12 protein-coding genes are annotated in these 13,671 nt (G+C 49.8%); 1 reads left to right on the top strand and 11 read right to left on the bottom strand.

All coding sequences use genetic code 11. The annotated features are described in order from the left end of the window. Nucleotides 1-12 precede the first annotated feature (12 nt). The 3 genes from C3B52_RS00260 to C3B52_RS00245 all read right to left on the bottom strand — a co-directional run bounded on the left by C3B52_RS00260 (nucleotide 13) and on the right by C3B52_RS00245 (nucleotide 5,916). Nucleotides 13-3,660, bottom strand: coding sequence for an AAA family ATPase (locus C3B52_RS00260; RefSeq protein ID WP_103104093.1), 3,648 nt, complete (start codon nucleotides 3,658-3,660; stop codon nucleotides 13-15). After that, complete coding sequence (locus C3B52_RS00255; protein WP_103104092.1) at nucleotides 3,657-4,904, bottom strand: exonuclease SbcCD subunit D; 1,248 nt, start codon at nucleotides 4,902-4,904, stop codon at nucleotides 3,657-3,659. Before C3B52_RS00255 ends, C3B52_RS00260 begins: the two co-directional genes overlap by 4 nt. Nucleotides 4,905-5,289: 385 nt before the next feature. Continuing rightward, complete coding sequence (locus C3B52_RS00245) at nucleotides 5,290-5,916, bottom strand: LysE family translocator (protein WP_103104090.1); 627 nt, start codon at nucleotides 5,914-5,916, stop codon at nucleotides 5,290-5,292. Nucleotides 5,917-5,993: 77 nt separating this feature from the next. On the opposite strand from C3B52_RS00245, the gene C3B52_RS00240 reads away from it, so the two are divergent. Continuing rightward, complete coding sequence (locus C3B52_RS00240) at nucleotides 5,994-6,512, top strand: hypothetical protein (protein WP_164684648.1); 519 nt, start codon at nucleotides 5,994-5,996, stop codon at nucleotides 6,510-6,512. Nucleotides 6,513-6,585: 73 nt separating this feature from the next. On the opposite strand, the gene C3B52_RS00235 is transcribed toward C3B52_RS00240, so the two are convergent. The 8 genes from C3B52_RS00235 to paaB form a co-directional block, all read right to left on the bottom strand. After that, nucleotides 6,586-7,500, bottom strand: coding sequence for a COX15/CtaA family protein (locus C3B52_RS00235; RefSeq protein WP_103104088.1), 915 nt, complete (start codon nucleotides 7,498-7,500; stop codon nucleotides 6,586-6,588). A gap of 139 nt (nucleotides 7,501-7,639) precedes the next feature. Further along, on the bottom strand, nucleotides 7,640-8,575 hold the full coding sequence (gene cyoE / locus C3B52_RS00230) for a heme o synthase (RefSeq protein ID WP_103104087.1): 936 nt from the start codon (nucleotides 8,573-8,575) through the stop codon (nucleotides 7,640-7,642). A 62-nt stretch (nucleotides 8,576-8,637) separates the two neighbouring features. Next, complete coding sequence (locus C3B52_RS00225; protein WP_103104086.1) at nucleotides 8,638-9,096, bottom strand: DUF420 domain-containing protein; 459 nt, start codon at nucleotides 9,094-9,096, stop codon at nucleotides 8,638-8,640. Nucleotides 9,097-9,134: 38 nt separating this feature from the next. Next, entirely contained in the window at nucleotides 9,135-10,034 is a 900-nt protein-coding gene (locus tag C3B52_RS00220; RefSeq protein ID WP_103104085.1) for a cytochrome c oxidase assembly protein, read from the bottom strand. Nucleotides 10,035-10,491: 457 nt separating this feature from the next. Further along, nucleotides 10,492-11,934: an NAD-dependent succinate-semialdehyde dehydrogenase gene (locus C3B52_RS00215; protein ID WP_103104084.1), complete on the bottom strand. Its 1,443-nt coding sequence runs from the start codon at nucleotides 11,932-11,934 to the stop codon at nucleotides 10,492-10,494. A 23-nt stretch (nucleotides 11,935-11,957) separates the two neighbouring features. Continuing rightward, nucleotides 11,958-12,461, bottom strand: a complete 504-nt coding sequence (paaD, locus tag C3B52_RS00210; protein ID WP_103104083.1) for a 1,2-phenylacetyl-CoA epoxidase subunit PaaD — start codon at nucleotides 12,459-12,461, stop codon at nucleotides 11,958-11,960. A gap of 14 nt (nucleotides 12,462-12,475) precedes the next feature. Beyond that, complete coding sequence (gene paaC, locus C3B52_RS00205) at nucleotides 12,476-13,309, bottom strand: 1,2-phenylacetyl-CoA epoxidase subunit PaaC (protein ID WP_103104082.1); 834 nt, start codon at nucleotides 13,307-13,309, stop codon at nucleotides 12,476-12,478. A 17-nt stretch (nucleotides 13,310-13,326) separates the two neighbouring features. Beyond that, nucleotides 13,327-13,668 carry a 1,2-phenylacetyl-CoA epoxidase subunit PaaB gene (gene paaB / locus C3B52_RS00200; protein WP_373419700.1) on the bottom strand — a complete coding sequence of 114 codons (342 nt, stop codon included), beginning with the start codon at nucleotides 13,666-13,668 and terminating at the stop codon, nucleotides 13,327-13,329. Nucleotides 13,669-13,671: the final 3 nt, after the last annotated feature.

The raw sequence follows: 13,671 nt of genomic DNA, 5'->3' as shown, positions 1-13,671 counted from the left end.
TTTCTTCCTCCCTTACTCCATTTCCAGCTGGAGCATACTTCCTTTTCCCATCGGCTCGGCAGGCGTCACGACCAGGCGACGCGGCATCCGAACACGAATTTCCGGGACGTGGCTGATCACGCCGATTGTAAAATCGTCCATGCGCAATCTCTCCAGCGCGTCCATGACGACTTCCAGCAGCTCAGGATCGAGTGTTCCAAATCCTTCGTCGAGGAAAAAGAACTCCAGACGACCGCCACGCATCTGGATTTCCATAGATAGGGCTAGAGCAAGCGATAAAGAGGTCAGGAAGGTTTCTCCCCCAGACAGCGTGCTGACCGGGCGACGCATCCCTCCGGCACCCTCATCCCGCAAGACAAATTCCCCTTCATCTCCAATTTCCAAGCCATAGCGATTGGCCGTCATCCGCTTGAGATGGTACGAAGCGTCTCTCGCGATCGAAACCAGCTTTTCTTCGGCGATAAATTGAACAAATGCTTTCGCCTCAAACAGCTTTTTCAGCTCTTCCAGGCGGCTTTGCTCATCCTGCTGTTCTTCAAGCTGCTTTTGTACCTCCTGCCATTTCACATGGTTCTTTTCCATCCGATCGACATGCTCTTTTGCCACAGCTACTTGCTTTTGAGCGTCCTGGAAAAACTGCTCCCACTGTTGCCACGCCTCTTTTGCAGACTCATACTCCTCTTCACTGAGCGTCCGTCCTGCCACTGCCTGAACCAGGCGGTCTTCCTCGTAGCGCAGCTGTCTATGGATTCTCTCATAAGCTTCTACTTGTTCCTGTGCCTCTTGTAATTGCCCGCGCTCTGCGTACAGCTGCTTCACCTGCTCAATAGTCGCAATTCCACTTTCCTGCAGGCTCGTAAATAATGTGTCGTGAGCTTCCTGCCGTTGCCGGGTCAGGACAGCCAGTGCTTCGGAATACTTGACCAGATTGCTTTGAACCGTTTCACGCGCTTCCGCTGCTTCCTTTCGCTTCGCATCTGCCTGTGTAGCAGCTTGGCGCAGTTCATGCAGCTTTTCCTCCAGCTGACGTATACGCTCCTGGGCAGGCTGACCGCCAGTCCGTTCCAGCCATTGCATGTGCTTTTGCTCCCACATGCGCTTTCTGTCCGCAAGCTTTTCTTTGAGGGCAGCTTCTCGTGACTTTCCTTCGAAACGACGTGTTTTTGCCGTTTCCACCTGAGACATGAGCGTACCACGCAATACTTCCTTTTCCATACGTATGCGCTGCAGCTCAGCCAAACGCAGGTCCAGTCGTCCGATTTCCTCGTATTTCTGCTCGATTTCCTCTACAGGCACGTCTTTGCGTTTGGCATCGAGCTCGCCTGCTGCAAGCTTTTCCTGCTCCACAGCAGCCTCCAGGCGCTCTTTGCCCTCCTCTACAGCTTTAGCAGACTGCTCCTGCAAGGTCACACTTCTCTCCAGCAGCCGCTTGTGCTCTGCCTCTTCTTCGCGCAGCACCTCTACCTGCTTTTGCAGCCGTTCACGCTCTACTTTGGCACTCTCGCGTTCTGCTTGCTTTTCTGCTAGCTCTTTTTCCTCATGCTGATAGACTTGCAAAAGCTCTTCAAACGTTGCGACATCCCATGGCTTACCGTATCCACGGCACTCGGCCTTGATCTCCTCCAAGCGCCCTTCCAGCACGCTGCGCTCTTCCTTTAAAGCTGTGAGACGATCGTCAAAGGCAGTCAGCTCACCTTTTGCTCCAAGCAGCGCTTCTTTGGCGAGGCTCACTTGCTGCTCAGCTGCGCGTATAGCCTCTTCAGCTGTTTTAATACGTGTACGAAGCTCGTCTCCCTGGGACGCAGCCGATGAACCGTCGTGACTATCCGTTCTGTGCTGATGATGGGTAGAGCCGCATACGGGACATTCCTTGCCATCCTCCAGTCGCTCCCGCAGAAAACGAGCCATGTTCTCTTGCTGCCACAGCTCCCATTCTTGTCGCAGCTGATCTCTTCTGGCGAGGGCATCTGCTGCAGACGCTTCCTGCTTAGTAAATGCTTCGGACAGCGCGCGGTAACGGGACTCAACCTGCTCCCGCTCTCCCGTAACCCGCTGCGATTTTTCCTGCCAATCTGCCATCTGCTTCAGTACTTCTCGCCACTGTCGCCCGGTTTGCTTCATCTCTGCAAGCACCGATCGCGCTTGCTCATAGTCCGCGTCGCTCATGACTGGCTGCTCTGTAAAAGCTGTCATTTGCTCTTTTAGCTGGGTCAGCCTGTTCGCACTCTTTTCCCAGCTTACACGGCGTTCATTGGCTGTAATTGCTGCCTGCTGCAGCTGCTGCCTTGCTGTATTTTGCGCTGCTTCCAATTCCTTCGTCTTTGCGTGCTCACGCTCCCATTGCTGCTTGGCCTCTCTCGCTGCACTGATCTGGGCACGCCACTCTGGGGTAACAGCTGCCTGCTGAAGCTGATTCTCGAGATGCTTCCATTCCTGCTCCCAGTCTCGGAGCGCTGCTTCATCGCGCACCAGCTGTTCCTCTACCTGCGTCAGCGCGAGTGATACCTCGTTCCATTCCCGCTCCAAGTCTGTCCACTCGATGCGAATTGCCTTTAGCTCTTCTTCCCATTCCTGTGCTTGGACCAGCCTGCCTTTTTGTATAATCAGATCTGGCTCTTGCTGCATCAACTCAGCATGGGCACGCTGGTACTCGCTCTCTCTCGCCTCTAGCGTAAGATTTGCTTGTTCTTGCTGCTGCCTGCTTTGGCCCAATGCCTGCTCGGTCGAGAGCCACTCCTTGTCCAAACGCTCATACTGCTGAACCAACGGCCAAAGACGGATACTCGCTTCCCAGCTTTGGATGCTCGCTTTCCAAAGCGCCATCTGCGCTTCCTTTGCTGCATGCTCCTGCAAATGCGTTTGTACGGCAGACAGCTCCTGCTGCCACTGATGAAGCTGCTCCAGCTCCTTTTGCTTGCCGGCCAACTCCTGCTTTTGCAACGTAAATTCCTGCTCTTTTTGTGCCGCTTCCTCCCACGTTTGCCGTGCTTCTTCAAGCGCCTCTGGACCCGCTTCGCCTAGCGCAGCCATCTCCAGCTGCAAGCGATGTATCTGTTCCTTGGTCTGCTCCAACGCATGACGGACACGCTCACTCAGCTTTTCTCCATAGATGTGCAAACGAAACATCCGTTGCAGCATTTCATTGCGTTCACTGCCTTTTAACGTCAGGAAACGTGAGAATTGCCCCTGCGGCAAGACGACAGCCCGGGTAAAGTCTTGCAGGGTAAGACCGATCAAAGCTTCAATCGCAGCCGTGGCAGTAGTTGCCTTGGACTCCAAAACAACATCCGGCTCTCCAGTCAATGCTCCTAATTGAATAAGACGCACTTCTGGCTGCCTTTTATTCCCCTTTTTATCCAGACCAAATTCCCGTTCAACTGTATATTGCTTTCGCTCCGCCCCTTTTCCGAGCTCAAAGGTGAACGAAACAAATACACGCTGCTCCAGCTGATTCAATACTTCCTTTGGATGGTTTCCTCCACCCAAGCGAACCACCTGTCCGTAGAGAGCGAGTGTAATGGCATCGAGGATCGTGGATTTCCCGCTACCTGTAGGACCGAATATGCCAAACAATCCTGCCTGGCACAGAATTTCGAAATCAACCTCTTGCATTTCTCGATAGCTGTGCATCCCTGCCAGCTTTAATCGTATCGGTCTCACTCTACCTCCTCCTCTCCCCCGGTCTCAGCCAATAGACGTTGAAACATCGCTACCAGTCGCTCATCCGGCTCGGCTCCGCGTCTTCGCTCATAAAAGCGGCGAAATAATTGATCTGAGGTCAGCTCTGACAGCTCGACCCGCTGCGCCCCATCCTCATTCTGATTATCTTCACGTACAACCACACGCTGAATCTTGAGGAAGTCATCACTTAGCTTGCGAACTCGCTGAAATTCTGCCGGGTCAATCACATCCGAAACATGCAGCTCCAGATCAATCCAGGAGCCGGCGTCTCTGCCTTCTGCAAGCCACTTTTCCACCTGCGCGATCCCCTCTGTCGCTCTCCAGCGCGCGAGTGGTCTGCCGCTCGTCAAATAGATGATTTCCTCCTGTAGCTCTGTACCTGGCTCCACCTCAACCAAGACGACAGCCTTGCTCTGCCCCGCCTCTGAGAAGCTGTAAGAGAGCGGCGATCCACTGTAACGAACCAACGGCTTGTCACTTAGCTTTTGCAGGCGATGCAGGTGTCCCAGCGCTACGTAGTCAGCGTTTTTGGGAAAAGCCTGTGGTGATACTGTCAGCGCTCCCCCTATTTGAATCGGACGCTCGGAATCTGTCTCCATGCCGCCCATGACGAACAGATGGCTGGTAACCAGATTGACGGTATCCTCGCGAAAATGGCCAGACAGCTCTTCAAACAATTGCGCTATACGTTCCGAAAAAGCGAGCTGCATCTGCTCTTGGGTAAAGCTCTCGCTGAGTAGCTCCTTCAATCGCGATTCAGAAGGATAAGGTAGAGCTAAAACTATGGCATTATGCTCACAGCCCGGTACTGCTAGCTCTAGCCATGACGGTCCTCCCTGGACAATTCTTACCCGGTCAGGGGTAACCTCATCGGATGACAGCAAAGGCGCTTCCTTTGGCAAGCCCAAAAGAACAATTCCGTGCTTGGTCGCCAGTGGTGCTGCCGCTCTGACACGCTCTGGCTGGTCGTGGTTTCCTGCAATTACAACGACGGCGCGACGGCCCTCAGCAGACAAACGTTCTAAAGCTTCATAAAATAATTCTTCCGCCCACGCAGGCGGATTGACTGAATCATAGACATCACCAGCGATCAGTACCAAATCGACTTTTCGCTCATCGGCAATGCGAGCAAGCTCGTCCACGAAGGCTGCCTGCTCTACCCGCCGATCCCTGCCTTCCAGCTGGCGCCCGAAATGCCAGTCGGCTGTATGTAAAATGCGCATGACTTTCATCCTTTCGCCACGATCATGTGTTTGCTTTTTATTGTAACAAAAGACAGAGCAGTTCGTTGTTGAAATTTACTCCACTTTATTGGTCGAACTGTAGTGGTGGGGAGGAAAAAGGAGAAAACGCTCGATTCTTGGGTCGCTTGCTCTGGGGTGCTTGTTTCTCTTTTTTCATTCCGTCTCGGTTGCGCACCAAAAATCTTCGCTGTTTTCTCCTTTTTCCTCAAGCAGCTGTCGTTCTTCCTCATGCTTCCTATAAAAGCCTTCTTTTCAAGAATTCTATAGATAGACTTGGTTGCCTCTTTTAAAATGTGACTACAAAAGAAACCAGTCAAGGCATCTCTCGTGCCAAGACTGGTTTCTTTTGTGATATCGATGTCGATTAAGGATTTTTTTCGAATGCCAGCTTCATGCCAAACAGCAGGAGAACGAGTCCCGATATGCCTTGGACAGCTCGCTGGGTAGATGGCTTTTTCATCCATGCGCTCATGAGATCAATGATGTACACGTACAGTAAGAACCATACCACGGTGAGAATCGTGTACGTCATACCCATCATGAAAAAAGGTAGGAATGGATCGCTCCCTGCGGGCAAAAATTGTGGCAGGAAGGTAAGAAAAAATACCGCTACCTTTGGATTTAGGAGATTGGTCAAAAAGCCTTGGAGAAATGCCGATTTATGGCGGTATTTATTTTCTTCCTCCACCTGTATGGTGCTTTCTTTTTTCTTGATGACAGCGTACAGTGTGGTCACGCCCAAATAGACTAAATAAATCGCCCCGGCATACTTGAATACGGAAAATAGCATCGCGGATTTTACAATAAGAGCAGATAAACCACATACTGCCGCCGTAGTATGAATGAGTAGTCCAGCAGAAATCCCTGCCATGGTTTGCAGTCCGCCCCTGCTGCCGTGTGTCACTGTATTTTTCGTAACCAAGCCAGTATCAGGGCCAGGCAATATGATCAACAAGATCGACATCACGACAAACAAGAAAAAGTGCTCCATCTCCTCCACCCCCTGAAAAAACGATTTTTGCTTCACTATAACACACGGGATGAGTAGGCAAAATACTTTCCAACTATTTGAACAACTTTATCCATGGTATCATTACCAGTAGTAAATTCTTTACAGGAGGACTGATTAAGATCCGGTCAGTTAAAATGATCATTCTCCTTATTGCTGCCCTGCTTTTGATGGTCGCATGTGCAACGCAAGGCTGGTCTTACAAGTACACAGGTCAATCAGACAATTGGGACGCGGTTATCGACATCATTCCAGACAAAGAAGATGGCGCCCGTTTTATCGGTAAAATCAATCATCTAACCAATCAAAAAGTCACCCATATTCATTATGAAGCTACTGTAACGTTTACTAGTCAACAAGCAGGCAATGTGAAAGACCCTTCCTTTCAAAATGGGCACATCACTTTGTTTCAGGATGTCCCCAATACTGACATCAATAAAGACTACTTTCGAAATGGCGTGACCGCAGAGCAGATAAAGCAATTTTTTGGTGAACACCCGGCATATCAAGTTACTTGGAAAACAGAGCAAGGCGAATTCACTGAAACGATTCCTTTAACATTTGCTGAAACCAACTGACTCCCTGCTCTTCTTTACTAAGCAAAAAAACCGTTGCCACTCAGGCAACGGTTTTTCTCTAGCTTAGCTTCTTCTACTTCCTCAGCTTGTTGCTCTCTGGTGTCTTGAGCGTTTGCAGACACATATAGCACATGATCCCGAACAAGATCGTAATGATCATCGAGTGCAGAAGTGTCGCGTACAGATGGAGCTTGAACAACACGACAAACCCACCACTAAATACCTGTGCCATCACCAGTACAAATGATGCGATACTCGCGCCATACAAATCCCGGCGTGTTTGTTTAAAATGACGGATGGCGTAAATCATGGTCGCCAGAAGCAGGATCGCCAGAATCAATGCTCCCAGTCTGTGAACAAATTGGATTCCTACCTGACCGGACAGCTCCGGTATCAGTTTGCCATCACACAGCGGCCAATCGCTACAAGCCATACTTGAGCCTGTGTGGCGTACATAAGCTCCCAAATACACAACACCGTACGCATAAATGGTTACTCCCCATACCCATTTACGGAAGCCTGAGGAGACAGAACCTTGTACCATCAGCTCCGTCTTGTCACGCTGCAAAACGAACAGGCTAAGCAAAAATACCCCTGTATAAGCAAGCAGCGAGAAGCCAAAGTGAAGTGCCAGTACGCTGGAGGATTGCGGCCAAATAACAGCAGATGCGCCCAGAATGGATTCCAAAACAATGAAAAACAAACCGAACAGAGCGAGATTGCGTACCTCCTGATTACCGCGATAGAAGCGCCAGCACAGCACTGAAAAGATCACAACGATAATGCCGGCAACTCCAGTAATCAAACGATGCATATATTCAATTATTGATGCCAAGGTATACTCCGGGACCCATTTGCCGTTGCAAAGCGGCCAGTCATTCCCACATCCAAGACCGGAATCCGTTTTGGTTACGAGCGACCCGGCGATCATGACGATAAACATGACAAGAGTAGCAAGAACGGCTAGAGGTTTCAGCCATTTTTCCATAGTGAATACACCCTGTTTCTTAAGAGGATTGAGACCATCGATCGTAATGCGGCCTCTTGCTTACTGTCCTCTCTTACATTAATGAAACATCCCCTGATAGACAAGGGATGTTCCGTGAACATTTAGTGAGTGTTATGTGTCAATAATAATGCACCATCGTGCTAATTACTATCGCAGCACAGAAAACGGTCAAATACAAAATCGAATAGCCGAACAGCTTGCGTGCCCATGCGAGATCGTCCTTGGCATTGAAGCCCTGGAACAACAGAACCATGTACACAAGACCCATCAAGCCCATGACAATCAGGTAAACATAGCCTACGCTGCCGTGAATAAAGAGCAGCACAGACGCAGGGAACAATACCGAACCCCACAGCATCATTTGACGCTTGGTCTCAGCAAAGCCTTTTACTACCGGTAGCATTGGCAGATTGCCTGCACGGTATTCCTCTGTTTTCAGCATCGCCAGCGCTAGGAAGTGTGGAGGCTGCCACAGGAACAGGATCAGGAACAATAACCATGCGGCCGGGTCCATACTATTAGTGACTGCCACCCACCCGATAACAGGCGGTGCCGCACCAGAAATACCACCAATGACAGTATTTAACGTCGTAACACGCTTCAGCGGCGTATAGATCAACACGTAAAAAATGTGTCCGATCAATCCCCATACAGCAGCGAGTGGATTAGCAAATACGGCAAGGACTGCCAAGCCGGCGAGCAAGAGCCCGATTCCGATCAGCAAAGCATTGCGCGCTGAAATCCGCCCTGTAGCCAATGCACGGTTTTTGGTCCGCTCCATTTTTTTATCAAGATCGCGATCATAAAAATTGTTCAAAGCCGCACCAGACATAATCACCAGTGCTGTACCGAGCATGGTGAAAAACGCCAGTTTCCAATCTGGATAACCAAAGGATGCCAACCATAGAGCAGCAAAGGTCGTCATCAGGTTGGACAGCGTAATACCAGGCTTCGTCAGTTGTACGTAGTCACGCCAAGTAGCCGGTTCAACGGATTGTGCCTGCAAGGAAGTATCGCTATTGAGCGATTCCTGCATAGTCACTTGCTGGTCCACGTTTTGTACCTCCTGTCATGATCTATCTGAGCATGCGCGTATTTGAGAGACAGAAAAGCTCACTACCTACCAAAAATAACATCAATGACGCCTGCTGTTTCGCCACCTGGATAGATCAGGTACAACAAGGTATACACCGTTGCGCCCGTAATCGCAGTGACAAACCAGACGATAGACGTCCAAGGACCAATTTTTCTATGCTTCGCATAATTCTTTTTGTAAGCGTGTCTGATCGTAACCAATCCCATCACGCCACCAACCGTTGCCAGGATGATGTGAAAGATCAAGAACGTTTGATAGATCGGCTTCAAGCTATCAGGTCCGCCAAAATGGGTGTTCCCTACAAAAGCCGTTCTAGAAACATATGTGATGAAGAAGATCGTCGCACAGATTGCAGCCCACTTCATAATCTTCATATGTCTTTCAATTTGTCTCTTTGCAATCGCATACCAGCCAAAAGCAACAAGAATGCCGCTGATGACGATAAACGAAGTGCTTATCGTAGGCAACAAAATCGCCATTTCCTACACCTCATTCAATGTAATTACGTCTATGTTTCTTATGCTCTGCCCTCGTCCGTGGCAGGTGTCTTCATTAAGAGAGCAGCTGCTGATGGCTGAACATCCATTGGCAGGTCATCCTGTTTCTCTTGTTTGTACCATTTATAGAAGACATAGGCCAGCACACATCCATATACGAGTTCCTGCACCAGCTTCATAATGATGCCGCCCAAACGTTGGTCACTAAAAGTGTCGAGGCTCGGGAATATTTGCGGAACAGCCATGTACGTGGCATACAAAGGATCTTCGGCAAAGATAATCAGCGCACAGGCTGGCGTAATCAGTACCCCGTTTGCAAAAATGTAAGCCAGCTTTTTCAAGCCTGCCAGCTGCTTTTTCTGATCTGATAGCGGACTGACGATCGGCCACCACATAGCAAACGCTGCAAGTAGAAGAACCACGTGATAGACAGTCATCCATTGATGATTAAGGGCTGCTGCATCAAAAATGAATGGAATATGGTAGAAAGAAAACAAGGAGTTGAACAAGAGAGCTGCGACTAACGGATGTGTTAACGCATTCAAAATAGCTTTTAAAGGCTTAGGTCGGAAAATGGTTAGCAAGAGCCACTCTGGCATCGCGAGGAGCACGATGGGAGGCAGTGCAAAATATAAGATCGACTGTTGCAGCATGTGCAAACTAAACAGGTAATGATGTCCATAATAGCTAATCGGGCTTCCCTGAGCTGCGTAAAACAAAACAAGTGCAAAAACAAACAGCAATTTTTGTTTATTCGTGGCCGCAGTTGCATTCGCAAATCGCTTATGCCATGGGCCCGTCACCAGAAAATACAGACTGGCTATAATCAGCGTAAAAAGCATCACATCTGGACTCCACAAATCCGAAAATGATGCCGTCCCTATTCCGGATGACAAATCATGTTGATGTTGACTTCCCATGAATATCCTCCCTTCCTACTAAAAAGGGTGCCCTCTTTACATTCTCCATTATACCGTTGTTTCCAGTATTCTTAGAGGATAAAAATGAACAAAGTGTTGACAAATACGGGGGCGGGAAACCGGAGGTTGACAGGCTGTTGGGGGAGGAGAGGAAACCGGAGAAAACGCTCCGGCTTCTTGGGCCACTTTGCATGGGGGTCATTCCTGGACGGCTACAGGAAAAAAGAGAAACCGCGTCCAAAAGTGGACGATTCATGTTGCTTTTCAAAGTTGGACGCTTAAAGGCGTGTTTCTCTTTTTTCCTTACGCCTCGGTTGTGCCCCAAAGAGCCTCGCTTTTTTCTCCGGTTTCCTCTCACCAGCTGTTTGTCTACCACTCGCTTTCTTTTTTGGGGGACTAGGAAAGAAAAAGAAAAAGTCCAGATCGCTTACTGGACTTTTCCTCGTTTTAATATGTGTTATACCCCAAAAGAAACGAACTTGGTTTCCAAATACTCATCCATACCGAAGTGGCCACCTTCACGGCCGATTCCGCTTTCTTTGAAGCCGCCGAATGGTGCTTGTGTTTGGGTTGGGGAGCCGTCGTTGATACCGACGATGCCGTATTCCAGTTCTTCAGCCATGCGGAAGCAGCGTTGGTTGTCTCTTGTGTATACATAAGCAGCCAGGCCGTAGCGTGTGTTGTTCGCTTGCTTCACTACCTCTGCCTCGTCTGTGAAGCGCACCATTGGAACGACTGGTCCAAAGGTTTCTTCAACAGAAATCTTCATTTCTTCCGTTACACCTGCAATCAGAGTTGGCTCGCAATAGAATCCGTTTGCGTATTCGCCTTCTGTTAAGCGGTTTCCGCCAAAGACAACCTGACCGCCTTTACCTTTTGCATCCTCAATATGCTCCAGCACCTTGCTCAGGGCGCGTTCGTTTACCAATGGACCGATTTCGGTTTCCTTTTGGCGACCGTCCCCCACTTTTGCTCGCTTCAGACGCTCTACCAGTTTCTCTGTGAAGGCATCTGCTACTTCCTCGTGAACATAGAGGCGGTTCGTGCAAATGCACATTTGACCGGAGTTGCGGAATTTGCTTTCAAACAGACCTTTTACAGCAGCGTCTAAATCTGCGTCTGCAAACACGATAAACGGTGCATGACCGCCCAGCTCCATACTAACGCGTTTTACTTGCTTAGCCGCTCCCTCCATCAGGAGCTTACCTACGCGCGTAGAACCAGTAAATCCAATTTTGCTAAGCTTCGGATTATCAATAAACTCCTGGCCGATCGACTCTGGCTTACCGACAACGAGGTTGACTACGCCTTTCGGGAAACCAGCTTGCTCGATCAGCTCAAATAGACGAACCGCAGACAATGGTGTGCTTTCCGCTGGCTTTAGAACGACGGTGCAGCCCGCAGCCAAAGCTGGAGCAATTTTGCGTGCAACCATGTTCACAGGGAAATTCCATGGCGTAATCGCTCCGACTACCCCCACTGGCTGACGCAGAACCATGATTCTTTTGTTTGGTACAGAGGATGGAATGGTTTCGCCGTATACGCGCTTTGCTTCCTCCGCGTACCAGACAAAGTTGTCTGCTGCGCCAAGCACTTCACCTTTTGCTTCGCCCAGCGGTTTTCCCATTTCAGCAGAAATGAGTCCTGCCAGCTCATCACGGTTCTTTTTCACGAGCTCGGACAGATTGTATAAGTATTTGGAGCGTTCACGAGCAGTCAGGCGCGACCAGCTGCCAAACGCCTCATGTGCAGCATCGATTGCTTTTTTGGCATCACGGCCATCGCCGAAGGAGACTTCCCCGACCAGTTCTCCCGTTGCCGGGTTCGTAATACGAGTGGTTTCGCCGCTTTCTGCAGCAACCCATTCCCCATTGATATACATTTGTTTGTACTCTCCCATGACACTCGCTCCTCTCATTCTCTTCAATAGATTGGTTTTAGAGCCTCAAACGGATTTTTGCAGTGTCGACAATACAAAATGCTGCGACAGGCTGCTGGGCCAAACAAGTTTTCGAGCTGTGTGTAAACTGAATCACAGTAAGGACAGGACACATCCCATGAGTCACCCGGTTTAAAATCAAGCGGCGGTGGCGCAATGCCAAAGCTTTTCAATTTGTCCCGAGCATCCAGGGCAATCCGGTCCGAGGTCCAAGCCGGATCGTATACGAAACGAACCTGTACATCTGAAATGCCTTCCACCTCAATCAGCTTTTCCGAGATGTTCTTTTTCATGATGTCGAGTGCCGGACAGCCGACAAAAGTGGGGAGTACCTCAACCTCCACGACGCCCGACTCCACTCGCACCTTGTGGATCATGCCCATTTCTACCATGCTGATCACCGGAATCTCCGGATCTTTTACATCCTGCAGCATTTCCCAGCAAATCGCTTCCTGCGATTCCTGCTGCGTGGTTTTATCGTTCGTCATAGAGAATCACCCCTTTACCATTTCGCTACTGGGTCCAAACGGTATACCTCAGACAAGGTTGCCAAAGCCTGCTTCAGATCAGCAGTATGCTCGCCCAAACGTCCGCGCTCTGTTGGCACGCCAGGCTCTCCAGGCCAGCTTAGACCTGCTTTATGGAAAATGTCTTTGGTATTTGCCAGCCATCTTTGTCTCAGCAGCTCTTCGCCTGCAATCAGACCAAAGCGAACGATATTCTCTGCATTTTGACCGAGGCTGCTAAGCTCTCCCGCATCTTCCCATACCTTGGAAATGGCCGCTTCCAGTTTTTGGCGCGCCTCTTTCGTACTATTCGCCAGCTGTTTTAGCCATACCTGCCAGTGCATCAGGTGATAGCGGTGCTCTGTCAGCATTTTGCGACTAATCAGAGCAAGCGGTGCGTACGACGATTGGAGCAATGATTCCAGTCTCACTTGCTTGTACAAGCCATATACGTAGCTGCGGACAATAGCATATGCCCAATCGTAGTGTGGATTGTCATTGTACTCGCCTGCACCGTTTTTACGCTCTACCAAAATCGCATTGCGAAAAGCCCCCGCTTCTCGCAGCTGTGCGAGATCATCTGCTTTGCCCAGCCCCAGATCCTCCAGCATCTGATAGTGCATCACAGCGTGCCCCATCATGTCCTGCGACATGGATGAAAAAGCTACATCTTCTTCAATATGCGGAGCGAGGCCGAGCCATTCCGATCCTCGATACGCAAGAATGAAATCATCGTCAGCAAGCTGGAACAACAGATCAGCCAAGGCCTGCGCGTATTCCTGGTTTTGTTTTGCTTGTTCTACGTTCTCTACACGTACGTTTTCGCCCATGATCTTATCCCGCCTCCTTAGCTGCCGTTTCCTGCATGCTTTTGTTGTTCTTCGTATTTTTCCTTATGCTGACGCCATCTGGCTTGTAGATCTCCGTAGCCTTTTGTCTCCCGATAGCTCTTGTTGTCCAGTCGCTCTAGGAAAGGGCGCTCTTCTGGTGGCAAGCCGTGGATGTTATCCCGCTTCACCACCCACAGGTTAAAGCAAGGCTCCCGGCGCAGAAAATTCTCCCGAGCCATGGTGAGAGCTACCTCTTCATTCGGTGCCAGCAAGCTGAATTGGTGGACAAATGAAGCGCTTACGCTTTTCTGGCTGAACACTTCATAGATGAAAAAGGTATCATTTGCTTTCGCTTCCATGTT

Origin of the sequence: Brevibacillus reuszeri (genome assembly GCF_002897295.1) — a bacterium.
In the GTDB taxonomy this organism is placed as follows: Bacteria; Bacillota; Bacilli; order Brevibacillales; family Brevibacillaceae; genus Brevibacillus; species Brevibacillus reuszeri_A.
The sequence above is the reverse complement of the archived record's forward strand: the minus strand, read 5'-3'. Positions and strand labels throughout refer to the sequence as shown.